The sequence below is a fragment of the Streptomyces sp. NPDC093261 genome (genome assembly GCF_044753645.1).
Classification (GTDB): Bacteria; Actinomycetota; Actinomycetes; order Streptomycetales; family Streptomycetaceae; genus Streptomyces.
Genome location: NZ_JBIVNO010000008.1, coordinates 288,984 through 311,170, shown reverse-complemented (window position 1 = coordinate 311,170; position 22,187 = coordinate 288,984). Strand labels below are relative to the sequence as shown.

The window sequence follows — 22,187 nt, the reverse complement described above, 5'->3', positions numbered from 1 at the left end:
TACTCACGCGAGTACGGCCAGTGGCGGCCGAACGAGCACGGCGGCCGGGAGAACCTGGACGCCGTGGCGTTCCTCCAGGAGATGAACGCCACGGTCTACCGCCGCTGCCCCGGGGTGATCACGGTCGCCGAGGAGTCCACGGCCTGGGACGGCGTCACCCGCCCCACCGACCACGGCGGACTCGGCTTCGGCCTGAAGTGGAACATGGGCTGGATGCACGACTCACTCGTCTACGCGTCCAAGGACCCCGTGCACCGCAAGTACCACCATCACGAGATGACGTTCTCGATGGTGTACGCCTACAGCGAGAACTACGTCCTGCCCATCTCCCACGACGAAGTCGTGCACGGCAAGCGGTCGCTGGTGTCGAAGATGCCCGGCGACTGGTGGCAGCAGCGTGCCAACCATCGTGCCTATCTGGGCTTCATGTGGTCCCATCCGGGTAAGCAACTTCTCTTCATGGGACAGGAGTTCGCCCAGGGAGATGAATGGTCCCAGGCCCACGGCCCCGACTGGTGGCTGCTCGAGCCGGGCTACGGCGCCGCGGCCGACCACCGGGGCGTACGCGACCTGGTCCGCGACCTGAACACGATCTATCTGCGTACCCCGGCCCTGTGGCAGTGCGACACCCGGCCCTCCGGCTTCCGCTGGGTGGTCTGCGATGCCGCCGACGACAATGTGCTGGCGTTCCTGCGCTTCGACGCCGCGGGCACCCCCCTGCTCGCCGTGTCGAACTTCTCCCCGGTCGTGCGCCACCACTACCGCCTGGACGTGCCCGACGACGTAACCGCCTGGGACGAGGTCCTCAACACCGACGCGGCCCGCTACGGCGGCAGCGACGTCCGCAACGCCGGCCCCCTGACCCCCGCGGCCGGTCCCGGGCACGGCATCCGCCTGACGCTCCCCCCGCTCGCCACCCTATGGCTGCGTCCCGTCACGGAATGTCCCCCCAGCGGGAGTCAGTGAATTCCCGTAAAATTTTCCGCGCCCGTGAAAAACGCGCCCGCGCACCCACCCATGCCCCGAAACAAGCCCCGTCGCATGGTCCGACCCTTTTCGGAACGACGAGATCCTCCAGAGCGACCGCGGTGGGACCGCGAAATGTGTCCTGCGAATTGTTTGGCGTCCGAAAAGACGGGAATGGCTCGTAAGAGTGCTTCGGACAGGAGGCACCTCCGTGGAAACTGGCCCAGCAGATCCCGGGTGTGTGGCTCCCCGTGTGGTCCGTCAGTGCGCCTTCCCACGGTGACTGCCCAGTCGGCCCCTTGAGGGAGTTGAAAGCACGATGCGCATCACGGTAAAGGCGAAGCAGCATCCCCACGACGACGCACCCGACACCACCGACGCGTTCGCACGCCTGCGCGAACTGCCCGAAGGTCCCGAGCGCCAGGCGCTGCGCGACGGGATCGTCCGCTCCTGGCTGCCGATGGCCGATCGCATCGCCCGGCGCTATCGAGGGCGGGGCGAGTCGGTCGAGGACCTCTGCCAGGTCGCGGCGCTGGGACTGGTCAAGGCGGTCGACCGCTACGACCCGGCCCGGGGGTACGCCTTCGAGAGCTACGCCATCCCCACCATCACCGGCGAGATCAAGCGGCACTTCCGGGACCACATGTGGGTCCTGCACGTGCCCCGCCGAGTCCAGGACCTGCGCAACCGGGTGCGGACGGCGGCCAAGGAGCTGGCCCAGGAGACCCCCGGACACGGCCCGACCGTCGCCGAGATCGCCGAGCACGCCCACCTCGGCGAGGAGGACGTCAGAGTGGGCCTGGAGGCCATGGACAGCTTCACCGCCCTGTCCCTGGACGCGGAGGTCGCGGGCAGCGACGACGGATACGCCCTGGGTGACGCCCTCGGTGAAGCCGACTCCGGGTACGACCTGATCGTCGACCGCGAGGCCGTCAAACCGTGTCTGCGGTCGCTCCCGGAGCGCGAGCGCACGATCCTCTATCTGCGCTACTTCCGCGGGATGACCCAGAGCCGCATAGCGGACCAGCTCGGTATTTCACAGATGCATGTCTCACGATTGCTCAGCGGATGCTGCGCCCGGGTACGCGAGGAGGCGCTCGCGGATATCGTCTGACACCGGCGATCCGATACTGCGGCAGGAAATCGCATCCGGCCGCCCGGGTCGGCGACTCGTCGACCGGACGGCCGTTTGCGGTGGGCTCACTGCCGAACCCTCCCGGGAACGGCTTGGCAGTGCTCCGCTCTTTCCGGACTATCCGTGAGAGGGTATTTGAAACACGTCGCCCGCAGGGCAACGGAGCGAAAGTGACGGGTCATTGACCGCAAAACGTTCGCCAGGCCCGGATGGGGCCGGGCGGCGCTTGACCAGGGCCGGGGCCGGGCCTCAAGGGCGCGGGGGATCCTCCGGGAGCTGCGCCGGTCCGTAGCGGTCGAGCGTGGCCTCCAGAAGGTTCCGGACATCGGCCGGGAGATCCCCGCCGCCGCCCCAGATCAGGATCAGCTCCGCCACATGGCGCAGCTTGACGTTCGCGTGCTGGGAGACCTCCCGGAGCACCTCCCACCCCTGGGCCGGGGTCACATGGCCGACGGCCACCAGCATCCCGATCGCCTGGTCCACGACCGCGTGCGAGGTGACGGCCTCCTTCAGCTGGCTGATCTCCTCCTCCAGCTCGAAGATCCGCTCCGTCTCGGGCGCGGTGGCGTCCGGTTCCTTCTTTCCCGGCCTGCCCGGATGGGCGTCCATGGTCATCGGCCCCTCCGAGGCGGCGTGGCATGGCTGCGCGATGGCGAGCTTCCTCCATCGTCGCCACTCCACCAGGCGTGTGCGAGCCGGGGCAAGGGGTACTCCGGGCTCGGGGCCCGCCACGGCGGGGCCGGAAGCGAGGCAGGCATGAGCCATTCCGACGACGACTGGGCGAGCGCCTACGACGCGACCCCCTTTCTGCCGGACGACGGCGGGCTGGCCGCATATCGGCGCGCGGCCGCGGACTGCCAGGGCTGCCCCCTGTACGCGAACGCCACCCAGACCGTGTTCGGCAGGGGAGACTCCTCGGCACGGATCGTGCTGGTCGGGGAGCAGCCCGGCGACCAGGAGGACCGGCAGGGCGAGCCCTTCGTCGGGCCGGCCGGACGCCTGCTGGACCGGGCGCTGGCGGAGGCGGGGATCGACCGCGGTACGGCCTATGTCACCAACGCGGTCAAGCACTTCAAGTTCACCGTCGTTGCCGAGCGCGGCAAGCGGCGCATCCACAAGGCGCCGAGCCTGCGCGAGCTGAGCGCCTGCAAGCCCTGGCTGCGTGCGGAACTGGACCTCGTCCGCCCCGAGGTCGTGGTGGCCCTCGGTGCCACCGCGGGCAAGGCGCTGCTGGGCGGCTCGTTCCGGGTGACCAAGGACCGGGGGAGCCTGCTGCCGATGCCGGGCGCCGACGAGCAGTACGTCGTGGCGACCGTGCACCCTTCGGCGATCCTGCGCGCCGACGACCGGGAGGCCGCGTACGCCGGTCTCGTCTCGGACCTGAAGGTGGCGGCACGGGCCCTGAACGGGCAGGGTTAGCGCCCCGGCCGGCCGGGGCACCAGGAAGCGGACCGCACCCCGGACGGACCCCCACGACCTGCGGCCCCGCTCGCCCACCCGGTGCAATGGACCCGTGACCGCACCCCCGGACGACTGCCTCGCCCGCAACGAGTGGATCTGCGGCGCGTATGTGCGCACCCGCCGCCATATCCTCCTGGACGCGGTGGCCGAGCATCTCCGGCTGACCGGGGCCTCCGTGCTCATCGGGCTCGTCATCGCCGTGCCGCTGGCTCTGCTGGCGCGTCGCTGGGGTCCGATCGCCAGGCCCGTGCTCGCCGGCACCACGATTCTCTACACCATTCCGTCCCTGGCCATGTTCTCGCTGCTTCTGCCCCTGTACGGACTGTCACCCGCCCTGGTGGTCGCCGGCCTCGTCCTCTACTCGCTCACCCTGCTCGTCCGGAACATCCTCGCCGGGCTGCGCGCCGTCCCCGAGGAGACCCGGCAGGCGGCCCACGGCATGGGATACGGCCCGATCCGGCTGCTGCTCACCGTGGAACTCCCGCTCGCCCTGCCTGCCGCCATGGCCGGCCTCCGCATCGCCACGGTCTCCACGGTCTCCCTGGTCACCCTCGGGGCGATCGTCGGCTTCGGCGGACTCGGGAACCTGATCTACGCGGGCATGAACACGTACTTCAAGGCGCAGGTGCTGACCGCGTCCGTGCTGTGCGTGCTGATCGCCGTGGCCGCCGACCTGCTGCTGCTGGGAGTGCAGTGGCTGCTCACTCCCTGGGCGAGGGCGGCACGCGGATGAGCACCCTCGGCGAGGCCTGGCACTGGCTCGGCGACCCCGCGCACTGGGAGGGCGACGACGGCATCGGGCACCGGCTGGCGCAGCACGTCCTCCTCACCGTCGGCTGCCTCGGCCTCAGCTGTGCGATCGCCCTGCCCATCGCCCTGGTCCTCGGCCATCTCGGCAGGGGCGGCGCGCTCGCCGTCAACATCTCCAACGTCGGCCGTGCCGTCCCCACCTTCGCCGTCCTGGTGCTCCTGCTGCTCACCCCGCTCGGCCGCTGGGGAGAGGGGCCCACCGTCGTAGCCCTCGTGCTGTTCGCCGTGCCGCCCCTGCTCACCAACGCCTACGTCGGCGTGCGCGAGGTCGACCGCAGCGTGGTGCGGGCGGCGCGGGGCATGGGGATGACCGGCCGGCAGACGCTGCTCCATGTGGAACTTCCCCTCGCGCTCCCGATGGTCCTGAACGGAGTGCGCATCGCCGCCGTGCAGCTTGTCGCGACCGCGACCATCGCCGCGCTCGCGGGCGGCGGAGGACTCGGCCGGATCATCACCGCGGGTTTCAATCTGGCGAGCACGCCGCAGGTCATGGCCGGGGCCGTGCTGGTGGCAGCGCTGGCACTGCTCGTGGAGGGGATCTTCGAGGCCGTCGAGCGGCTGGTCCCGCCCCGGGCCGGAGGCGCGCGATGAGACGCGCGGCGGTCGCGACCCTCCTCCTCGGGTGTCTCATGGTCCCGCTCGTCGGCTGCGCCACCGGGCCTTCCCTGGAGACCCGCGGCCGGGTCACCGCTTCACCCCGCGACAGCAGGCATCTGACCGTCGGCTCGGCCGGCTTCACCGAGAGCGATCTGCTCGCCCAGATGTACGCACTGCTGCTGGACCGCGCCGGCTACAAGACGTCGCTGCTCACCGTCGCCAACCGTGAGCTGTACGAACCCGCTCTGGAATCCGGGCAGATCGACGTCGTCCCCGAGTACGCGGCCACCTTCGCGGACTGGCTCAACGCCAGGACCCACGGCCCCGACGCCCCTCCCGTGGGCTCACCGGACCTCGACGCCACCATGAAGGCCCTGCGCATCCTCGCGGCGCCCCGTGGGCTCACGGTGCTCGACCCCGGCCGTGCGGTCGACCAGAACGCCTTCGCCGTGGCGGGTGCCTATGCCAGTGAGCACCGCCTGAGGACGCTGAGCGACCTCGGCAGGTCCGGATTGAAGGTACGGCTCGCGGCGGGTGACGAGTGTGTGCGGCGGCCGTACTGTGCACCAGGGTTGGGGAAGGTGTACGGCATCGACGTCGTCGGCGTCGACCCCAAGGGTGTCGGCACCACCCAGGCCAAGCGGGCCGTGCAGAGCGGGCGGGACCAGATGGTGCTGACCACCACCACGGACGCGACCCTCGACACCTTCGGACTGGTTCTGCTCGTGGACGACAGACATCTGCAGAACGCGGACTACATCGTGCCGGTCGTCAGCCGCTCCCGCGCCGGCGGCGCACGCGTGGCCCAGGCGCTCGGCGCCCTCAACTCCGTTCTCACCACGCGGGATCTGGCGTCGATGAACCAGCAGGTCGAAGGCTGGCGCCGGCTTCCGCAGGACGTGGCCCGCGCCTATCTCAAGCACAAGGGCCTGCTGAGGTGACGCGGCCCCGGCGCCCGCCGGACGCGCCGGGGCATGGTTGCCTCACGCGTCCGCCACCGACTCGTACGACACCTCCCGGCGCGAGACGCCCCGCGCGTCCGCGTCCACCGAGCGGCGGAGGGCCTCATGGAGCTTGGCCGGGGTCAGGACCCCGAGGAAGCGGGTCCCGTCCAGCACCGCCACCCAGCCTGCGTCGTGCTGGAGCATCACCCCGAACGCCTGCCGCAGCGGAGCGCCCACCGGCACCCATGAGTTCATCCTGTGGGCATGGTCGCGGACCAGGCCGCCCCGGGCCAGTTCGTCGACGCCGGCCCAGCCGTGCAGATCGCCGGCGGAGTCGAGCACGACCGCCCAGCGTGCGCCCTGCGCGTGCAGCCGGGCCGCCGCCCGCCCGCCGGGCTCGTCCAGTCGTGCGATCGGAGGCTGCTCCAGGTCGCTCGGCTCGATCTCCGTCACCGACAGCCGCTTCAGTCCCCGGTCCGCCCCCACGAACGCGGCGACACGTGGCGTCGCGGGTGCCCCCAGCACCGTCCCGGGCGTGTCGAACTGCTCGATGCGCCCCTGCCCGTACACCGCGATCCGGTCGCCGAGCCGGACGGCCTCCTCGATGTCGTGCGTGACCAGCAGCACCGTCTTGCGCACGGCCGTCTGCATGCGCAGGAACTCCTCCTGAAGCTGCTGCCGCACCACGGGGTCGACCGCCCCGAACGGCTCGTCCATCAGCAGGACCGGCGGATCGGCGGCCAGCGCCCGCGCCACCCCCACCCGTTGCCGCTGGCCGCCGGACAACTGGTCCGGATAGCGCGGCCCGTATGTCTTCGGGTCCAGGCCCACCAGGTCGAGCAGCTCGGCCGCGCGCGCCCGTGCCCGCGTCCTCTTCCAGCCGAGCAGGCAGGGCACGGTCGCCGTGTTGTCGAGCACGGTCCGGTGCGGGAACAGCCCGACCTGCTGGATCACATAGCCGATACGCCGTCGCAGCCGCACCGGATCGACGGTCGCGACGTCCTCGCCGCCCACGAGGATCCGCCCCGAGGTCGGCTCGATCAGCCGGTTGACCATCATCATCGTGGTCGTCTTGCCGCAGCCGGACGGTCCGACCAGCGTGACCAGCTCGCCCTCGCCGATCTCGAAGGACAGGCCGTCGACGGCCGTCGTGCCGTCCGGATACCGCTTGGTGACCTGCTCGAACCGGATCATTCCCTCACGCTAGCGGCGCCGGTCACGCCTCGCTCACCAGCACCACCTCCAGGGTGCGCGGACCATGCACCCCCTCGACGCGGTCCAGTTCGATGTCACTGGTCGCGGACGGCCCGGAGATCCAGGTCAGCGGGCGGGTCGCGGTGAGCCGCCGCAGGGCCTGGGGCACGGAGTCCACGACCTGGTCCGGTACGCGTACGACACAGATGTGGTGGTCGGGGACGAGGGTGATGCGGCGGCGGCCCTGATCCGGTGAGCCGTCCAGCACCAGGGTGCCGGTCTCGGCGATCGCGACCGCGCAGCCGGTGACCACACTGTCGACGCGGTCGAGTTCGTACGGGGTGCTGTCCGCTCGGTCGGTCACCTGTTCGACGCCCGTGAGCCAGTGGGACGGCAGTCCCGCGGGCACCAGCACGGTCCGCGCGCCGCGCGCCGCGAGCAGACCGGCCAGGACCGACGGCAGTTCCCCGGCGTCCGTCCGGTGCACGATCGCCCGGTAGTCCGCGAGGTTCTCCGCGAGCAGATCCACCGTCTCGGCCGGGGTGCGCTCGCCGTGGCGCTCCTGGTAGTCACGGGGAACGGCCTGCTCGTACGGAGTGCTGTCCGGGGGCACGTCCGCCAGCGCGCGCCGCACCCGGCCCAGGATCAGATCCCTGCTGCCCCTCATCTCGCCGCCTCCTTCCCCCCGTGCGTGCGCTGCCACCAGTCGCGGAACGGCTCCGCGGGCACCGTCGGCAGATCCCGGCTCGCGCTCCACGCCCTGCCGGGGCCCGGCAGGGTCCGCGGCAGGAAGCGGCGCGAGCGCGATGCCAGGCGCTGGCCCGTGCGCAGTGCGCCGGGGTGGCTGAACGCCCAGCGCGCCGCCCGCATCGCCGCCCGCTCGGCCGCGTGTCCCCTCGCGGGCAGCAGTACGACCTTGTTGCCCTCCCGCATCGCGGGCCCGCCCTCCACCACCCGCTCCCGCAGGTGCACCAGCACCTCCGGAATGTCGATGGCGACCGGGCACACGTCGTAGCAGGCGCCGCACAGCGACGAGGCGTAGGGCAGCGAGGCGTCGATCGCGCTCTCCGTGCCCCGCAGTTGAGGGCTGAGGATGGCTCCGATCGGTCCCGGGTAGACCGAGCCGTAGGCATGGCCGCCCGCCCGCTCGTACACGGGGCACACATTGAGACACGCCGAGCAGCGGATGCAGCGCAGGGCCTGGCGGCCGACCTGGTCGGCGAGCGTGTCGGTACGGCCGTTGTCGAGCAGCACGAGATGGAAGGCCCGCGGTCCGTCCCCGTCCGTCGTGCCGGTCCACATCGAGGTGTACGGGTTCATCCGCTCGGCGGTCGAGGACCGGGGGAGCGTCTGGAGGAACACCTCCAGGTCCCGCCAGGTCGGCACGATCTTCTCGATGCCGACGACGGAGATCAGTGTCTCGGGCAGCGTGAGGCACATCCGCCCGTTGCCCTCCGACTCGACCACCACCATCGTGCCCGTCTCCGCGACCATGAAGTTCGCGCCCGAGACGGCGACCTTGGCGCGCAGGAACTTCTCCCGCAGATGCAGCCGGGCCGCCTCGGCGAGTTCGGCGGGTGTGTCGGTGAGCCCCTCGGGAGCCGGACGGCCCCACGCGCCCATCTCGGAGCGGAAGATGTCGCGGATCTCCTCGCGGTTGCGATGGATCGCGGGGACCAGGATGTGCGAGGGCCGGTCCCTGCCCAACTGCACGATCAGCTCGGCGAGATCGGTCTCGTAGGCGCGGATGCCCTCCGCCTCCAGCACCTCGTTGAGACCGATCTCCTGTGTGGCCATGGACTTGACCTTCACGACCTCGACCTCGCCGGTCGCCTTGACCAGTTCGGTGACGATCCGGCCCGCCTCCTCCGCGTCCGCCGCCCAGTGGACGGTGCCCCCGGCCGTCGTGACCGCCTGCTCCAACTGCACGAGGTAGCGGGCGAGATGGCGCAGGGTGTGGTCCTTGATCCGCTTGCCCGCCTCGCGCAGCGCCGCCCAGTCCGGCACCTCCTCGACGGCCCTGGCCCGCTTGGCGCGGATGGTGTGGGTGGCATGCCGCAGGTTGCCGCGCAGCGTCCGGTTGCCCACGGCCTGGTGCGCGGCCTCGGGGAACGCCGGCATACCGACGAATGTCCCGCTCATGCGATGCCGCCCTTCCTCACGACGAAGCTCCTCATACCAGCGGCTCCTCCTCCGTGCTCGCCAGGATCTCCGCGATGTGCACCGGCCGCATGCCGACGCGCAGCCGTGCCATCGTGCCGCCGATGTGCATGAGACAGGAGTTGTCCGCCGCGCACAGCACCTCCGCGCCCGTCGACTCCGCGCTGCGCACCTTGTCGACGCCCATGGCCGCCGAGACGTCGGGGTTCTTCACCGCGAAGGTGCCACCGAAACCGCAGCACTCCTCGGCGCCCGGCAGCTCGATCAGCTCAAGTCCCTTGACGGCCCTGAGCAGGCGCGCCGGGCGGTCCCCGAGCCGGAGGCTCCGCAGACCGTGGCATGTCGGGTGGTAGGTCACGGGATGCGGGTAGTACGCCCCCACGTCCGTCACCCCCAGCACGTCCACCAGGAACTCCGTCAGCTCGTACGTCTTCGGGACCACGGGCGCCACGCCGGCCGCGAGGGCGTCCCCCCGGCCCTCCGCCCGCGCCCGCTCACCCAGGCGCGGATACAGCTCCCGCACCATCGCCCCGCAGGACCCGGATGGGGTCACGATCGCCTCGTAGTCCCGGAAGACATCGGAGAACTTCACCGCCAGCGGCTCGGCCTGATGTCGGTAGCCCGTGTTGTAGTGCGCCTGCCCGCAACAGGTCTGCGCCGACGGGAAGTCGACCTCGACGCCCAGCCTGGTCAGGAGTTTCACCACGGCACGCCCGGTGTCCGGATAGAGCGTGTCATTGACGCAGGTCAGGAACAGAGCGACACGCATCGCGGCTCCTTGCGGTCGATCATCGGATGAGTGCAGGGTAATCGGCGGACGCGGCCTGTGGGAGACCCCGTCTCACGGCGTGGCGAGCCGCGCCTGCGCCGCACGCCACAGCGCCGGTCGCCCCGCGGCTCGTACCGCGTCGGCGGCTGCGTACGAGCCACCGGGCGCCGCATGTCCGCGCGGTCGCCGATCAGTCCGTCGCCCCGGGCCTGGACGAGCACGGTGCCCGCTCCACGCGCCCTCTCCGGGAACGATGCACAGCCCTTACCAGGGAAGCGGACCCTCCGCGTCGAAGTAGCCACCGGTCGGGCCGTCCGGACCCACCTGTGCCATGCGGACGATGATCTCGGCGCCCTGCTCGACGGTCTGGATGCCCGTGTGGTGATTCAGGTCCGTGGCGGTGTAGCCGGGCTCCACCGCGTTGATCCGCATATCCGGGAACGCCTTCGCGAACTGCACCGTGACCATGTTGACCGCCGCCTTCGAGGCCGGGTAGGCCACCCCGGGATAGCCGTACGCGGGTGTCCCCTCGGCGGTGACCCCGGCCAGCGAGGCCAGGCCGCTGCTCACGTTGACCACCACGGGGGCGGCCGATCGCCGCAGCAGCGGCAGGAAGGCGTGGGTGACGCGGACCAGACCGAAGACATTCGTCTCGAACACCGTCCGCATCACCTCGCCGGTCACCTCCGCGGCGCCGATCACGCCGCCGTCCGGCGTCCGGCCCTCGACACCGGCGTTGTTGACCAGGACGTCCAGTCCGCCGTCGGCCTCGATGCTCTTGGCCGCGGCGGCGACGGACGCGTCGTCGGTGACATCGAGCAGGACGGTCCGCGCGCCCAGCCGCTCGGCGGCCCGGCGTCCGCGTTCGGCGTCCCGGCTGCCGACGTACACGGTGTGCCCCGCCTCGATGAGCCGGCGGGCGGTCTCATAGCCGAGACCCTTGTTCGCTCCGGTGATCAGTGTTGTCGTCATGCGTCCAGGGTGGTGCGCGGCCTCCCGCGGAGCCAGGGGCCCGGTCTTCCTGGGACCAGCGGTACCAGGAAGACGCCCGTCGTGCGGGGCACACTGGTCGGCATGGCGACGGCGGAGTTCGGCAAGGCGGTGCGCCGCTGGCGTGACCGGGTCCCACCCGAGTCGGCGGGGCTGCCCTCCGGCGGACAGCGGCGCGCGCCCGGCCTGCGCCGTGAGGAGCTGGCCCTGCTGGCCGGCATCTCCGTCGACTACGTCACGCGCCTCGAACAGGGCCGCGCCTCCCACCCCTCGGCCCAGGTCGTCGAGGCCTTGGCCAGAGGGCTGCGGCTGTCGGGAACCGAGCGTGAGCATCTGTTCCGGCTCGCCGGGCTGACGCCGCCGGGCCCGGACACGGTTCCCGCGCACCTCACCCCGAGCGTGCAGCGGCTCCTGGACCGGCTGACGGGAACGCCGGTCGCCGTCTACGACGCGTCCTGGACCCTGCTCCTGGCCAATGCGCCGTACGCCGCGCTGATGGGCGATCCGTCGGGATGGCGCGGCAACCAGCGCAACGCCGTGTGGCGCAATCTGATCGGCCCGGGCACCCGGGTACGGCACACCCCCGAGTCGCGGCGCGCGTTCGAGGCCGCGCTGGTCGCGGACCTGCGGGCGGCCGCCGACCGCTATCCGGCCGACCAGGGGATACGACGGCTGGTCGGCGAACTGCGCGCGCACAGCGAGCGGTTCGCCGAGCTGTGGGACTCCGGCGCCGTCGGCCGCCATGAGGCCGCGCGCAAGACCGTCGACCATCCCCAAGTGGGCCCGGTGACCCTGGACTGCGATGTGCTCACCGTGGCGGGCGCCGATCTGCGCATCATGGTCTACACGGCCGAGCCCGGCACCGAGGACGCCGAACGCCTTGCCCTGCTGACGGTGCTCGGCACCCAGGCGCTGGTGTGATGGCCGCGCTCCCTGCCGCTGCCGGACCGGTGCCGCGCCGGCGTCCGCCCGCGCGCTTCCCGTGCGTCGCCGGTCCGTGCGGCCGTCGCCCCCCTGCTCATGCGCCCCAGCCGGGGAGGACCCCTCGCCACTGCCGTGGGCGGACGTGCGGCTTCCGGTTCGACCACGTGTCCGACCGGGGCGGAAGTGGGGCGGCACGCAGGTAATGTGAGGTCTTCCCCGCCGCTCCTCGTAGCTCTGGAGGTTCCCGCCCGATGGCCCCGCCGGTGGGTATCAAGGATGTCGCCCGTGCCGCGGGAGTCTCCGTGGGCACGGTCTCGAACGTCATCAACCGTCCCGAGACCGTCGCCGCCCAGACCCGCGCCCGCGTGCTGTCCGTGATCGACCGCCTCGGCTATGTGCGCAGTGAGTCGGCACGGCAGTTGCGGGCCGGGCGCAGCCGGATCATGGGGCTGCTCGTGCTCGACATGGGCAACCCGTTCTTCGTGGACGTGGCCCGCGGCGCCGAGCGCACCTCCCGCCAGGCCGGGCTCGGCGTGATGGTCTGCAACAGCGCGCAGAGCCCCGCGGAGGAGGCCGAGTACCTCTCGCTCTTCGCCGAGCAGCGGGTGCGCGGCGTGCTGCTCACACCGGCCGACGCGACAGGCCGCAACATCGAGGCGTTCCGTCGCCACGGCATCCCGTTCGTGCTGGTCGACCGGGTCGCCGAGGGCACCATGGAGTGCTCGGTCTCGGTCGACGACGTGGCGGGCGGCGCCCTGGCCGTCCGGCATCTGGTCGACGCCGGCCACCGCTCCATCGCCTACGTCAGCGGGCCGCCCGGACTGAACCAGGTCAGGGACCGCCGTATCGGCGCCCTGAACGCGCTGGCCGAGGCCGGGCTCGGCCCGAAGGCGCTGCGGGAACTGCCCACCGAGCGCCTGGATGTCGCCGCCGGCCGGGACGCCGGTGCCCGGCTTCTCGGGCTCGCCGACCGCCCGACCGCCGTCTTCTGCGCCAACGACCTGCTCGCGCTCGGCGTCCTGCAGGCGCTGTACGCCGCCGGGGTGAGCGTCCCCGAGGACCTCGCCCTCGTGGGCTACGACGACATCGAGTTCGCCGCGGCGGCCGCCGTGCCCCTCACCTCCGTACGGCAGCCCGCCGTCACTCTGGGGGCGCTCGCCGCGGAACTGCTGCTGGAGGAGACCGAGGCGCAGTCGGGGGCGCGCCGGCACGCGCACCGGCGGGTCGTGCTCCAGCCCGAGCTGGTGGTGCGCCGCTCGAGCCTGGCGCCGCGCTGACGTGCCTCCGTGCCTGGCGCCGCGCTGACCTGCCTCCGTGCCTGGCGCCGCGCTGACCTGCCTCCGTGCCTGGCGCCGCGCTGACGTGCCTCCGCGCTGACCTGCCTCCCCGCGGCGGCGCGTCGTACGGGTGTTGGGCACCGGCTGACCGGCTGGTCAGGAGCGGCTTCCGGATCCCCGGGCGCGGATGCCGCAGGACCATGTGCTGAACTGACAAGCGTCCCGAATCCGTCCGCCCCGGGGAGCCTCCTTGAGCCTCAGCTACCGTCAGCCCGGTGTCGTCCTCACCGACCGGCGCTTCACCGTGCCCCTGGACCACGACGCGCCCGACGGGGAGACGATCGAGCTGTACGGGCGGGAGGTCGTCGCGGGCGCCAAGGCGGACGCCGACCTGCCCTGGCTGGTCTACCTCCAAGGCGGCCCCGGCTTCGGGGCGAACCGTTTCATCGGAAAGCAGGCCTGGCTGGGCCGCGCCCTGGAGGACTACCGCGTCCTCCTTCTCGACCAGCGCGGCACCGGTGCCTCCACGCCCGCCAACCGCCAGACGCTCCCGCTGCGCGGAGGCCCCCGTGAACAGGCCGACTACCTGACCCTTTTCCGCGCCGACTCCATCGTCCGCGACTGCGAGGCCATCCGCCCCCGGCTCACCGGCGGCGCCCCGTGGACCGTCCTCGGGCAGAGCTTCGGCGGCTTCTGCACCGTGAACTACCTCTCGACCGCGCCCGAGGGCCTGCGCACCGCCCTGATCACCGGCGGGCTGCCCTCCCTCGACGCGCACGCGGACGACGTCTACCGGGCCGCGTACCCCCGTATCGAACGCAAGGTCGCCGCCCACTACGCCCGCTACCCGCAGGACGTCGAACGCGCCCGCCGTATCGCCGAGTACCTGCTCCAGCACGAGCCCGTCCTTCCCGGCGGCTACCGGCTCACCGTCGAGGCGTTCCAGTCCCTCGGCATCCTCCTCGGCGGCAGCGAGGGCAGCCACCGTCTCCACTTCCTCCTCGAGAACGCCTTTGTGCGTACCCCGCAGGGCCTCGCGCTCGCGGATGCCTTCCAGGAGGAGGTCCAGACCCTCCTCTCATACGCAGGCCACCCCCTCTACGCGCTGGTCCACGAGGCGATCTACGGTCAGGAGGGCCGCCCCACCGCCTGGTCGGCGGAGCGGGTACGCGCGCAGTTCCCGCAGTTCGAGGCGGCGAAGGCACTGGCCGGCGACGCACCGGTGCTGTTCACGGGCGAGTCCGTGCACCCGTGGATGTTCGACACCGACCCGGCGCTGCGCCCGCTGCGCGACACCGCGCATCTGCTCGCCGAGCGCACCGACTGGACCCCCCTCTACGACCCCGCCCGCCTCGCCGCCAACGAGGTGCCGGTGGCCGCGGCGGTCTACCACGACGACATGTACGTCGACACCGAGCACGCCCTGCGGACCGCCCGCGCGATCCGCGGACTGCGGACCTGGGTCACCGACGAGTTCGAGCACGACGGCGTCCGCGCGGGCGGCCCGCGGGTCCTGGACCGGCTGCTGGCGCTGGCGCGGGACGAGGTCTGACCCGGGTCCGCACGGTCGTCGCCGCCCGACGCGCGAGCCGGGGAGCCGGACGGGAGCCACGCCCCCCGGCTCGACCTCACGGCGGTGCTCGCCTGAGCCGTCAGCGCAGGGTCCGCTCCACTCCGCGCTGCGGAGCCACGGCCCGGCCGTCCGGCAGCAGTTCGCCGGTGTCGTCGAAGACGATCGTGCCGTTGCACAGCAGGCTCCAGCCCTGCTCGGGGTGGGCGGAGACGACCGTCGCCGCGTCGTGGTCGGGACGGTCGGCCGGTGGGCACGGAGGCCAGTGCGTGCACATGACGTCTCTCCTGGGTCGTACGACGGGTACCTCCGTGGTAGCGGTCCTTGTTTTCGTACGGATGAGAGGACTCCCACGGCGCAGGAAACTCGGCGGTGAGCTTTGCCTGCGGCACCGGGACGCGGCGGCTCCGAGATCCGCGCACCGACACGGCAGGGGTCCCCGTCCCGTACGTCCGTCCCGGGCACCCGCGGCCCCGGGCAGAAGGCGCCGCCTAGGATGGACGTCATGTACACCACCCCGGCCGACCGCTCCGACCTGCGCGCCGACTGCGGCAACTGCTTCGCGCTGTGCTGTGTCGCCCTGCCCTTCGGGCGCTCGGCGGACTTCGCGGTCGACAAGGACGCCGGCACGCCCTGCCGCAATCTCCAGGACGACTTCCGCTGTGGCATCCACACCCGGCTGCGGTCGCGCGGCTTCCCGGGCTGCACCGTCTACGACTGCTTCGGCGCCGGGCAGAAGGTCTCCCAGGTCACCTTCGGCGGACAGGACTGGCGGTCGGGCGGCCCCGAGCACGGCCGCCGGATGTTCGACGTCTTTCCTGTGGTGCGTCAACTCCACGAACTGCTCTGGTACCTGACGGAGGCGCTCACTCTGCCCGCGGCCCGTCCCGTCCATGCTGACCTGCGCCGCATGCTGGAGACGACCGAGCGACTGACGCTGCGAACGCCCCGGGAACTGGGGGAGTTGGATGTGGGCCCGCACCGGCAGGAGGTCAATGTGCTGCTGCTGCGCACCAGCGAGCTGGTCCGCTCGGCGACGGGACGCCGGGGCAGGAGCCGTCGGGGCGCCGATCTCGTCGGCGCCCGGCTCAAGGGGGCGGATCTCCGGGGCGCCGACCTGCGCGGCGCTCTGCTCATCGCCGCCGATCTGACGGGCGCCGACCTGCGGGACGCGGATCTGATCGGTGCCGATCTGCGCGACGCGGACCTCACGGACGCCGATCTGACGGGCGCGTTCTTCCTGACCCAGCCGCAGATCAACGCGGCCCGGGGCGGCGCGGGCACCCGCCTGCCTGCGTCAGTCTCCCCTCCCGGTCACTGGACAGCGGGCCCCTGAGGGTGCCGACGGCGTCTCGTCTACGGCCGCCGGGGTGCCCGCGACGGCGGCCCGCCGGTCGAGGTGCAGCCGCAGCCCCTCCGGGATCACCGTCAACCGCTCCGCCACCCGCAGCCGGTAGCCGGGGTCCGGCCGCAGCTCGTAGCGGCGCAGCAGAAGCCCCAGCACCAGCGTCGCCTCGTGCAGCGCGAACTGCCGCCCGATACAGGCCCGCGCCCCCGTCCCGAACGGCTTGAAGGTGTGCGCGAGGCGCGCCCGTACCGCGCCCGCCTCGAAGCGATCCGGGTCGAACCGCTCCGCGTCGGCGCCCCACACCTCCGGATCCCGGTGCAGCAGGGGCGTCAGGACCAGGGTCCAGGCGCCCCGGCGCATCGGATGGACGCCGTCGAGCACGGTGTCGTGCCGGGCCTCCCGTGCGTAGGCCGGGGCGGTCGGCCACAGCCGCAGGGACTCGTCCAGGACCCGGCGCACATACCGCAGCCTGGCGACCTGCTCGTAGCCGGGCCGGGCGGCGTCACCCCACACCCGGTCGACCTCCTCCCGGGCGCGTGCGGCGATGTCCGGATGCCGGGAGAGATAGTGCAGGGCGAAGGAGAGCGCCCCCGAGGTCGTTTCGTGACCGGCCACCAGGAAGGTGATCACCTGGCGCCGGATGTTCCCGGGCGCCAGCCGTTCCCCGGTCTCCGGATGCGCGGTCTCCAGCATCCGGTCGAGCAGATCGCCGCTGCCGTCGCCGGTACGCCGGGCGCGGACCAGCTCGTCCACCGTGTGGTTCAGATATGCCATGTCCGCTTCGTTGCGCCGGGCGGCGTCGCGCAGCATCAGCGAACTCAGCGGCTCGGGAACGACGTTGCGGCGCTGCGCGAACGTCAGCGTGCCGACCATGGCGGTGACGAAGGGATGCGGCCGGGAGCGCTCGAAGGAGCCGAAGTCATGGCCGAATCCGGTCCGCGCGATGGTCTCCAGGGTCAGCTTGGTCATGTCCCCGGGCACGTTCACGGCCCGGCCCCCCGCCTGCTCCGTGTCCCAGCGGTCCAGCAGCCTCTCGGCCACATCCAGCATCATCGGGTGGTACCCCGCCATCGCCTCGCGGCTGAAGCCGGGGGCCAGGACATCGTGTGCGAGCTGCCAGTTGGGCTCGTCGTTGTACGCCGTGAACAGGCCGTCCCCGGCGATCGGCCGGAGGTTGGCGACCCCGAGTCCCACGTGCTTGGCGAAGCGCGACTCGTCGGCGAGATCGGCCGCGAGGCGCCCGCCCCACACGAAGACGATCTCCCGGCTGAAGTACTTCCGCCGGAAGATGGGGCCGAGGAGCCGGCCGAAGCGCATCGAGTCCTGCAGCGGCCTGCGGCGGTCGGCGCCGAGCACATCGCCGATGAACGGGAGGCGGTGCGGCGGGTGCGGGATGCGGTCCAGTTGCGGCCAGCCCAGTTCCGCGTTACGGAAACCCCTCGGAAGCGCGGTCGCCGTCGTCTCCGCCATGACGCCATCTCCCTTGAAGCAACGCAGGTCGGGCCCGGGTCGAGCAGGGTGAACCGGCATGTTGTACGTCGGTTCAATAGCGGTTCCAGTCTCGTCCCCTCGTTGAACCGGCGTCAAGTAGAGTGCCTTCATGGCCGCGAACCAGGGGGAGCGCACGCGCCGCCGGCTCAGCACCGGGGAACGCAGGGAGCAACTCCTCGCGGTGGGGGCCCGGCTGTTCTCGGAGAGCCCCTACGACGAGGTGTGGATCGAGCAGGTGGCCGAGATCGCCGGGGTCTCCCGCGGGCTGCTGTACCACTACTTCCCGACCAAGCGGGACTTCTTCGCGGCGGTCGTGGAGCGCGAGAGCGAGCGGATGCTCCGGATGACGGAGGCCGTCCCCGGGGTTCCGGTGCGCGATCAACTCGCCGCCTCGCTGGACACGTTCCTGGCGTATGTCGAGGAACACGCGCACGGCTTCCGCGCCTTCCATCGCGCCGACGCGGCGGGGGACCAGGCGGTGCGGAAGGTCTACCAGCGGTCACTGGCCGCGCAGGAGCGGCAGGTCCTGGCGGCGCTCGCGGCGGATCCCCAGTTCGGTCCGGGCGTCGCGGAGCGGCCCGACCTGAGGATCGCCGTCCGCGGCTGGCTGGCCTTCACCACGGCCGTGTGCCTGGAGTGGCTCAGGGGGGCCGCCCTGTCCCGGGATCAGGTGCGTGATCTGTGCGCCCGCGCGCTCTGGGGAGTCATCGCGTCCTGAAGGCGGCCGGGTGGCCGCCGCCTGCTGTGTCCTGAAGCCGCCCCGGGACGCGGTCCGTCCTCTGCCGGGGCCTGTTGGCGTGCACCCCGATCTCCGATAAGTTAGGCAAGGCTTACCTAAGGAGGTTGGGAATGGGTGACCGTCATGCCTGGATTGCCGCGCCCGCCGCGGCGGAGCGTGCCCGATCGGTGCCGGCCGCCGCATGGTCCTGCGCGGTGACAGCGGAGGGCGGCCGGGAGGAACTCGTCGGAGCGCACACCGCCCTGGCGGACGGACGGGTACTGCTGCATCTGCCCGAGAACAGCACGCTGCGCGCCCTCGCGCTCTGCGCACCACGCGGAGAGCCGTCCGCCGTACTGGAATTCGCCGATGTCGCGCCGGTCCCGGTACGGTCCCGGATCCGCGCACGGCTGTGGCTCGCCGGCACGTTCGTGCCCGACGAGGGGAACCTGGTCCTGCGGCCGACCCGCATCGCACTGCGCCGGGCGAACGGCGTGGCCGCCGTCGACCCCGCCGAGTACGCGGCCGCCGAGCCCGACCCGCTCGCCGCGGCCGAGACCGGGCTGCTCACCCATCTCGCCGGCGCCCGCCCCGACGCCGTCGAGCGGCTCACCCGTCTCGTCGAGCCCGACCGTCTGCACGGCGCGGTACGCGTCCGGCCGCTCGCCATCGACCGCCACGGGCTGACCCTGCGCATCGAGCGGACGCGCGGACACGGTGACGTACGCCTGACGTTCCACCGGCCCGCCGATGACACCGTCCAGCTCACCGAACGGATGCATGTGCTGCTCGCCCAGGCGGCACGGGCCGCCTGCCCCCGGACGCTACAGCGGCACCGCACAGACGGCGACCGGTGAGGCGAACGGCTCGCCCGCGAGCCGCAGCCCACCGCTCACCCGGTCCACATGGAAGACGCTGACCGTGCCGGACCGCTGGTTCGCCGCGAACAGCAGCCGTCCGTCCGGCGAGAGCGCGAGATGACGCGGGAAGTCACCGCCCACCGGCACCGTGTCCAGCAGCCGCAGCCGGGCCCCGCCCGCCTCCACGGCGTACCGGGTCAGACTGTTGTGGCCGCGGTTGGCGAGGTACGCGTACGCGCCGTCCGCCGTCACCACGAACTGTGCCGGATAGCTCGTCCCCGGGCCCGTGCCCGTGGACTGCGGCTCGCCCGGGGTGAGGCTTCCGCTCGTGGGGTCGTAGCCGCAGACGACGGCGGTGTTGTCGACCTCGTTGGCGAGGTATGCGAAGCGGCCGCCGGGGTGGAACGTGAGATGCCGGGGCCCCGCCCCCGCCCGGGTCCGCGCCCGGGAGACCTCGGTGAGCGTGCCCAGGGACGGATCCAGACGGTAGGTGTATACGGTGTCGGTGCCCAGGTCCACGGCCAGCACATGGCCGCCGTCGGGTGCGGTGAGGAACTGGTGGGCATGCGGTCCCTGCCGGCCCGGCCCCGGGGGCGGGGTGGTGTGGGTGACGAGGTCGGTGCGCTCGCCCAGCGCGCCCGAGGGGTCGATGGGGTGCACCGCCACGCTGCCCGAGAGGTAGTTGGCGCTCAGCAGCCACCGCCCGCCCGGATGCACCGACAGATGGCAGGGACCCGCCCCTCCGGTGCTCCGGGTGCCGAGGATCCGGTGCCCGTCCAGGCGTACGGCCGTCACCGAGCCGTCCTGTTGCTCATCGACGGCGTACAGCGTACGGCCGTCCGGATGCACCGCGAGATATGACGGGTCGGGCACACCGGTCAGCGTGCCGGCACCGGTGATCCCGCCGGTCTCCGGGTCGTACGTCGCGAGGCCGATGCCCCGGCCGCCGCCGTCGACCGAGGTGTAGGTGCCGAGGTACAGCGGGCGGGGGCCGGAGGGACGGTGCGGCGGCGGGGACGCTTCGGCCGGGGCCGGCCGGGGCGCGTCCGGGGCCTGCTCGGGCATCACGGGTGCCGGGAGCGTGGTCACCGCGGTGGCGGCCGTGGCGGCGCCGAGGAGACGGCGCCGGCTCCAGCCCCCGCCGGACGAGGTCCGCGTCCGTCCCACACCCCTGGTCATGCCCGCACCTCGAAACTCGACGGCCTCATCTGCGACAGCCACCATGGCGTGTACCGGCCGCCAAAGGCAAGGCGGGCAACGAGCGTTGCGAAGCGCGCAACACTCGCCGGGTCGCCGGGTCGCCGGGTCGCCGGGTCGCCGGGTCGCCGGTCGTCCCGTGGTAGTCGTCCTGTGGCGGTCGCGGCCGCATACGTTCTCCGGCTACCGACGGCCGGTCACCAGCCGCCGTCCTCCACCGCCTTGCCCGGGGCGTCGCCGAGCGGCTTCACCTGGTGCGGCGACGGCTGCTGCCACGGCTCGTGGTCGTCCCCGAGCCAGTCGCCCACCGGCTTGACCGCGCCGAGCGTGTCCGGGGGCGCCAGATCCTCGCCGTCCTGTTCGTAGTAGTCGAACCACGGCAGTCCCGCCCGGGTGTACGCCGCACGGTCCACCGGGGACGGCGCAGCCGCCTCCCCCCTTGCTCGCCCCTCGTTCACCGCCTGGAACGAGCGGGCCCCCGGATCAGTTCCGGCCCCGGAGGAAAACGCGCAGCCGGGACAGCCTGGGATGGAGCACGGCCTCCCGGACCCTGGTGACCAGCGGGTTCCGCTCGCGCTGCTCACTGGCACAGCGGTCCAGTTCCTCCAGCAGACGGCGGGTGCGGTGCTCGGTGTCCAGCTCGTCCAGGATGCGGTCGACCTCGGTCAGGATGGCGCCCTGGAAGTGCCACTGCCGGGTGTCCCGCTGGACCCCCTCCAGCAGGAGCTGGGCCAGCTTGTCGCGGGTCGCGCCCGCCGTGACCAGCTCCTCGGCGAGCCGGGCCTCCGCAGACTCGGCGCTGCGGCTGACGTCGGTGGTGACGAGCACAGCGAAGCTGACCACGGCATCGCCGATCTCGGACAGCAGTCGCTCCAGCGTCGCGCCGGTCTCCGGCTCGAACAGGGGGTCGGGGTCGCGTTGCTTCGCCAGGTCGGCGAGGGTCCGGGCGATCACCCGCAGCACCACCGTGCAGATCTCCAGCGTGTCCAGACCGGTGCGCAGCACGATCCGGTGCAGCAGACCCTCACGGACCCGGGGGTTGAGCTTGAGACTGTCCTCGGCCTGCCGCAGCGCCGCGTCCACCTCGACGATCTCGTGGTCCAGCCGACGCGCCTCGTACAGCCGTACGGTCGCCAGGGCCGCCGGCACCCGGCCCGCCGCCTGCTCGCCGACGCGCAGCATCAGCTGGCGCATGCGGCGCGCCAGGTCCTCGATGGACTCTCCGGCGGGGCCCACCCACACCGGGGGAGCGAAGAACAGATTCGTCAGCAGGCCGACCACCGCGCCGATCACGGTCTCCAGGACCCGCGCCCAGGCCGTGCTGCCGACCTGGGTCACCCCGAGGACCAGCATGGCGCTGATCGCCACCTCGGGGACGTACTCGCTGACCCGTACGAGATGGCCGACCGCGAGGGAGGCGATGATGATCAGGGCCAGGCTCCACCAGGTCAGGCCGACCAGGATGCTGAAGCCGATGGCGATGACGACGCCCGCCACCACGGAGTTCACCCGGCGCACACTGTTGGTGATCGTCGCGTAGAGCGTCACCTGGACCACCAGCAGCGCCGTCAGGGGCGCGGTGAGGGGGGCGGGCTCGGGACTGAGGCGCACGGCGACCACATAGGCGATGGTCGCGGCCGCGGTCGAACGAACCGCCTGGACGACCTCGGGCACCTGGCGCAGCTTCACGATCCGGGCGGTGACCCTCGCCCACGTATCACGCACATCTCGCATCCCTATGGCTCTTCCCGCTCCACCTGGGCATCGAACGTAGGG

General features: G+C 72.1%; 22 protein-coding genes and 2 pseudogenes. 12 read left to right on the top strand and 12 right to left on the bottom strand.

What is annotated here, in order from left to right; all coding sequences use genetic code 11:
* The coding region (locus ACIP94_RS19930; RefSeq protein ID WP_402426845.1) for an alpha amylase C-terminal domain-containing protein at positions 1 to 966 on the top strand (966 nt) is incomplete at its 5' end.
* A 319-nt stretch (positions 967 to 1,285) separates the two neighbouring features.
* On the top strand, positions 1,286 to 2,080 hold the full coding sequence (locus ACIP94_RS19925; protein WP_402426842.1) for a SigB/SigF/SigG family RNA polymerase sigma factor: 795 nt from the start codon (positions 1,286 to 1,288) through the stop codon (positions 2,078 to 2,080).
* 270 nt (positions 2,081 to 2,350) lie between these two features.
* Here the strand turns inward: ACIP94_RS19925 and ACIP94_RS19920 are convergent, their stop codons facing one another.
* Positions 2,351 to 2,710 (bottom strand): ANTAR domain-containing protein, encoded by a 360-nt coding sequence (locus tag ACIP94_RS19920; protein ID WP_402426899.1) that lies wholly within the window; start codon positions 2,708 to 2,710, stop codon positions 2,351 to 2,353.
* Between the two features lie 147 nt (positions 2,711 to 2,857).
* Here ACIP94_RS19920 and ACIP94_RS19915 point away from each other — a divergent pair, with 147 nt between their 5' ends.
* From ACIP94_RS19915 to ACIP94_RS19900, 4 genes are all read left to right on the top strand, one after another.
* On the top strand, positions 2,858 to 3,520 hold the full coding sequence (locus ACIP94_RS19915) for a UdgX family uracil-DNA binding protein (RefSeq protein WP_402426839.1): 663 nt from the start codon (positions 2,858 to 2,860) through the stop codon (positions 3,518 to 3,520).
* Between the two features lie 94 nt (positions 3,521 to 3,614).
* Positions 3,615 to 4,295, top strand: a complete 681-nt coding sequence (locus ACIP94_RS19910; protein WP_402426837.1) for an ABC transporter permease — start codon at positions 3,615 to 3,617, stop codon at positions 4,293 to 4,295.
* Entirely contained in the window at positions 4,292 to 4,963 is a 672-nt protein-coding gene (locus ACIP94_RS19905; RefSeq protein ID WP_402426896.1) for an ABC transporter permease, read from the top strand. The genes ACIP94_RS19910 and ACIP94_RS19905 overlap by 4 nt, the downstream gene beginning before the upstream one ends.
* Positions 4,960 to 5,910, top strand: coding sequence for an ABC transporter substrate-binding protein (locus ACIP94_RS19900; RefSeq protein WP_402426833.1), 951 nt, complete (start codon positions 4,960 to 4,962; stop codon positions 5,908 to 5,910). Before ACIP94_RS19905 ends, ACIP94_RS19900 begins: the two co-directional genes overlap by 4 nt.
* A gap of 42 nt (positions 5,911 to 5,952) precedes the next feature.
* Here the strand turns inward: ACIP94_RS19900 and ACIP94_RS19895 are convergent, their stop codons facing one another.
* The 6 genes and pseudogenes from ACIP94_RS19895 to ACIP94_RS19870 form a co-directional block, all read right to left on the bottom strand.
* Positions 5,953 to 7,107 carry an ABC transporter ATP-binding protein gene (locus ACIP94_RS19895; protein WP_402426830.1) on the bottom strand — a complete coding sequence of 385 codons (1,155 nt, stop codon included), beginning with the start codon at positions 7,105 to 7,107 and terminating at the stop codon, positions 5,953 to 5,955.
* A 22-nt stretch (positions 7,108 to 7,129) separates the two neighbouring features.
* A complete protein-coding gene (locus ACIP94_RS19890; RefSeq protein ID WP_402426828.1) occupies positions 7,130 to 7,774 on the bottom strand; it encodes a lactate utilization protein C in 645 nt (214 codons plus the stop codon).
* The gene (locus ACIP94_RS19885) at positions 7,771 to 9,249 is read right to left on the bottom strand and encodes a LutB/LldF family L-lactate oxidation iron-sulfur protein (protein ID WP_402426826.1); all 1,479 of its coding nucleotides are present in this window, start codon (positions 9,247 to 9,249) and stop codon (positions 7,771 to 7,773) included. The genes ACIP94_RS19890 and ACIP94_RS19885 overlap by 4 nt, the downstream gene beginning before the upstream one ends.
* A gap of 31 nt (positions 9,250 to 9,280) precedes the next feature.
* Positions 9,281 to 10,036, bottom strand: a complete 756-nt coding sequence (locus ACIP94_RS19880; protein ID WP_402426823.1) for a (Fe-S)-binding protein — start codon at positions 10,034 to 10,036, stop codon at positions 9,281 to 9,283.
* A 72-nt stretch (positions 10,037 to 10,108) separates the two neighbouring features.
* Positions 10,109 to 10,266: pseudogene (locus ACIP94_RS19875) on the bottom strand (rhamnulokinase); the annotation flags it as partial.
* Between the two features lie 34 nt (positions 10,267 to 10,300).
* Positions 10,301 to 11,008 carry an SDR family NAD(P)-dependent oxidoreductase gene (locus ACIP94_RS19870; RefSeq protein ID WP_402426820.1) on the bottom strand — a complete coding sequence of 236 codons (708 nt, stop codon included), beginning with the start codon at positions 11,006 to 11,008 and terminating at the stop codon, positions 10,301 to 10,303.
* Positions 11,009 to 11,110: 102 nt separating this feature from the next.
* Between ACIP94_RS19870 and ACIP94_RS19865 the strand changes: the two genes are divergently transcribed.
* From ACIP94_RS19865 to ACIP94_RS19855, 3 genes are all read left to right on the top strand, one after another.
* On the top strand, positions 11,111 to 11,947 hold the full coding sequence (locus tag ACIP94_RS19865) for a helix-turn-helix transcriptional regulator (protein ID WP_402426816.1): 837 nt from the start codon (positions 11,111 to 11,113) through the stop codon (positions 11,945 to 11,947).
* Between the two features lie 254 nt (positions 11,948 to 12,201).
* The gene (locus ACIP94_RS19860; RefSeq protein WP_402426813.1) at positions 12,202 to 13,227 is read left to right on the top strand and encodes a LacI family DNA-binding transcriptional regulator; all 1,026 of its coding nucleotides are present in this window, start codon (positions 12,202 to 12,204) and stop codon (positions 13,225 to 13,227) included.
* A 250-nt stretch (positions 13,228 to 13,477) separates the two neighbouring features.
* Entirely contained in the window at positions 13,478 to 14,779 is a 1,302-nt protein-coding gene (locus ACIP94_RS19855; protein ID WP_402426810.1) for an alpha/beta fold hydrolase, read from the top strand.
* A gap of 100 nt (positions 14,780 to 14,879) precedes the next feature.
* On the opposite strand, the gene ACIP94_RS19850 is transcribed toward ACIP94_RS19855, so the two are convergent.
* A complete protein-coding gene (locus ACIP94_RS19850) occupies positions 14,880 to 15,074 on the bottom strand; it encodes a DUF5999 family protein (protein WP_402426807.1) in 195 nt (64 codons plus the stop codon).
* Between the two features lie 228 nt (positions 15,075 to 15,302).
* Between ACIP94_RS19850 and ACIP94_RS19845 the strand changes: the two genes are divergently transcribed.
* Positions 15,303 to 16,133, top strand: a complete 831-nt coding sequence (locus ACIP94_RS19845; protein ID WP_402426804.1) for a pentapeptide repeat-containing protein — start codon at positions 15,303 to 15,305, stop codon at positions 16,131 to 16,133.
* Here the strand turns inward: ACIP94_RS19845 and ACIP94_RS19840 are convergent.
* On the bottom strand, positions 16,095 to 17,615 hold the full coding sequence (locus ACIP94_RS19840; RefSeq protein WP_402426801.1) for a cytochrome P450: 1,521 nt from the start codon (positions 17,613 to 17,615) through the stop codon (positions 16,095 to 16,097). The genes ACIP94_RS19845 and ACIP94_RS19840 overlap by 39 nt on opposite strands.
* A 130-nt stretch (positions 17,616 to 17,745) precedes the next feature.
* Between ACIP94_RS19840 and ACIP94_RS19835 the strand changes: the two genes are divergently transcribed.
* The gene (locus ACIP94_RS19835; protein ID WP_402426798.1) at positions 17,746 to 18,354 is read left to right on the top strand and encodes a TetR/AcrR family transcriptional regulator; all 609 of its coding nucleotides are present in this window, start codon (positions 17,746 to 17,748) and stop codon (positions 18,352 to 18,354) included.
* A gap of 131 nt (positions 18,355 to 18,485) precedes the next feature.
* Positions 18,486 to 19,211: a DUF2470 domain-containing protein gene (locus ACIP94_RS19830; protein WP_402426793.1), complete on the top strand. Its 726-nt coding sequence runs from the start codon at positions 18,486 to 18,488 to the stop codon at positions 19,209 to 19,211.
* Here the strand turns inward: ACIP94_RS19830 and ACIP94_RS19825 are convergent.
* The 3 genes and pseudogenes from ACIP94_RS19825 to ACIP94_RS19815 form a co-directional block, all read right to left on the bottom strand.
* Positions 19,179 to 20,393, bottom strand: a complete 1,215-nt coding sequence (locus tag ACIP94_RS19825) for a lactonase family protein (protein WP_402426790.1) — start codon at positions 20,391 to 20,393, stop codon at positions 19,179 to 19,181. The two genes, ACIP94_RS19830 and ACIP94_RS19825, sit on opposite strands and share 33 nt — an antisense overlap.
* A gap of 215 nt (positions 20,394 to 20,608) precedes the next feature.
* Positions 20,609 to 20,857: pseudogene (locus ACIP94_RS19820) on the bottom strand (hypothetical protein); the annotation flags it as partial.
* Positions 20,858 to 20,894: 37 nt separating this feature from the next.
* Positions 20,895 to 22,145: an aromatic acid exporter family protein gene (locus ACIP94_RS19815; RefSeq protein ID WP_402426788.1), complete on the bottom strand. Its 1,251-nt coding sequence runs from the start codon at positions 22,143 to 22,145 to the stop codon at positions 20,895 to 20,897.
* Positions 22,146 to 22,187: the final 42 nt, after the last annotated feature.

Coding starts and splice junctions, on each gene's coding strand:
- ACIP94_RS19840 (WP_402426801.1), bottom strand. CDS start 17,615: ATGGCGGAGACGACGGCGACCGCGCTTCCGAGGGGTTTCCGTAACGCG.
- ACIP94_RS19895 (WP_402426830.1), bottom strand. CDS start 7,107: ATGATCCGGTTCGAGCAGGTCACCAAGCGGTATCCGGACGGCACGACG.
- ACIP94_RS19830 (WP_402426793.1), top strand. CDS start 18,486: ATGGGTGACCGTCATGCCTGGATTGCCGCGCCCGCCGCGGCGGAGCGT.
- ACIP94_RS19850 (WP_402426807.1), bottom strand. CDS start 15,074: ATGTGCACGCACTGGCCTCCGTGCCCACCGGCCGACCGTCCCGACCAC.
- ACIP94_RS19915 (WP_402426839.1), top strand. CDS start 2,858: ATGAGCCATTCCGACGACGACTGGGCGAGCGCCTACGACGCGACCCCC.
- ACIP94_RS19880 (WP_402426823.1), bottom strand. CDS start 10,036: ATGCGTGTCGCTCTGTTCCTGACCTGCGTCAATGACACGCTCTATCCG.
- ACIP94_RS19920 (WP_402426899.1), bottom strand. CDS start 2,710: ATGGACGCCCATCCGGGCAGGCCGGGAAAGAAGGAACCGGACGCCACC.
- ACIP94_RS19835 (WP_402426798.1), top strand. CDS start 17,746: ATGGCCGCGAACCAGGGGGAGCGCACGCGCCGCCGGCTCAGCACCGGG.
- ACIP94_RS19865 (WP_402426816.1), top strand. CDS start 11,111: ATGGCGACGGCGGAGTTCGGCAAGGCGGTGCGCCGCTGGCGTGACCGG.
- ACIP94_RS19845 (WP_402426804.1), top strand. CDS start 15,303: ATGTACACCACCCCGGCCGACCGCTCCGACCTGCGCGCCGACTGCGGC.
- ACIP94_RS19925 (WP_402426842.1), top strand. CDS start 1,286: ATGCGCATCACGGTAAAGGCGAAGCAGCATCCCCACGACGACGCACCC.
- ACIP94_RS19870 (WP_402426820.1), bottom strand. CDS start 11,008: ATGACGACAACACTGATCACCGGAGCGAACAAGGGTCTCGGCTATGAG.
- ACIP94_RS19815 (WP_402426788.1), bottom strand. CDS start 22,145: ATGCGAGATGTGCGTGATACGTGGGCGAGGGTCACCGCCCGGATCGTG.
- ACIP94_RS19885 (WP_402426826.1), bottom strand. CDS start 9,249: ATGAGCGGGACATTCGTCGGTATGCCGGCGTTCCCCGAGGCCGCGCAC.
- ACIP94_RS19890 (WP_402426828.1), bottom strand. CDS start 7,774: ATGAGGGGCAGCAGGGATCTGATCCTGGGCCGGGTGCGGCGCGCGCTG.
- ACIP94_RS19905 (WP_402426896.1), top strand. CDS start 4,292: ATGAGCACCCTCGGCGAGGCCTGGCACTGGCTCGGCGACCCCGCGCAC.
- ACIP94_RS19825 (WP_402426790.1), bottom strand. CDS start 20,393: ATGACCAGGGGTGTGGGACGGACGCGGACCTCGTCCGGCGGGGGCTGG.
- ACIP94_RS19860 (WP_402426813.1), top strand. CDS start 12,202: ATGGCCCCGCCGGTGGGTATCAAGGATGTCGCCCGTGCCGCGGGAGTC.
- ACIP94_RS19900 (WP_402426833.1), top strand. CDS start 4,960: ATGAGACGCGCGGCGGTCGCGACCCTCCTCCTCGGGTGTCTCATGGTC.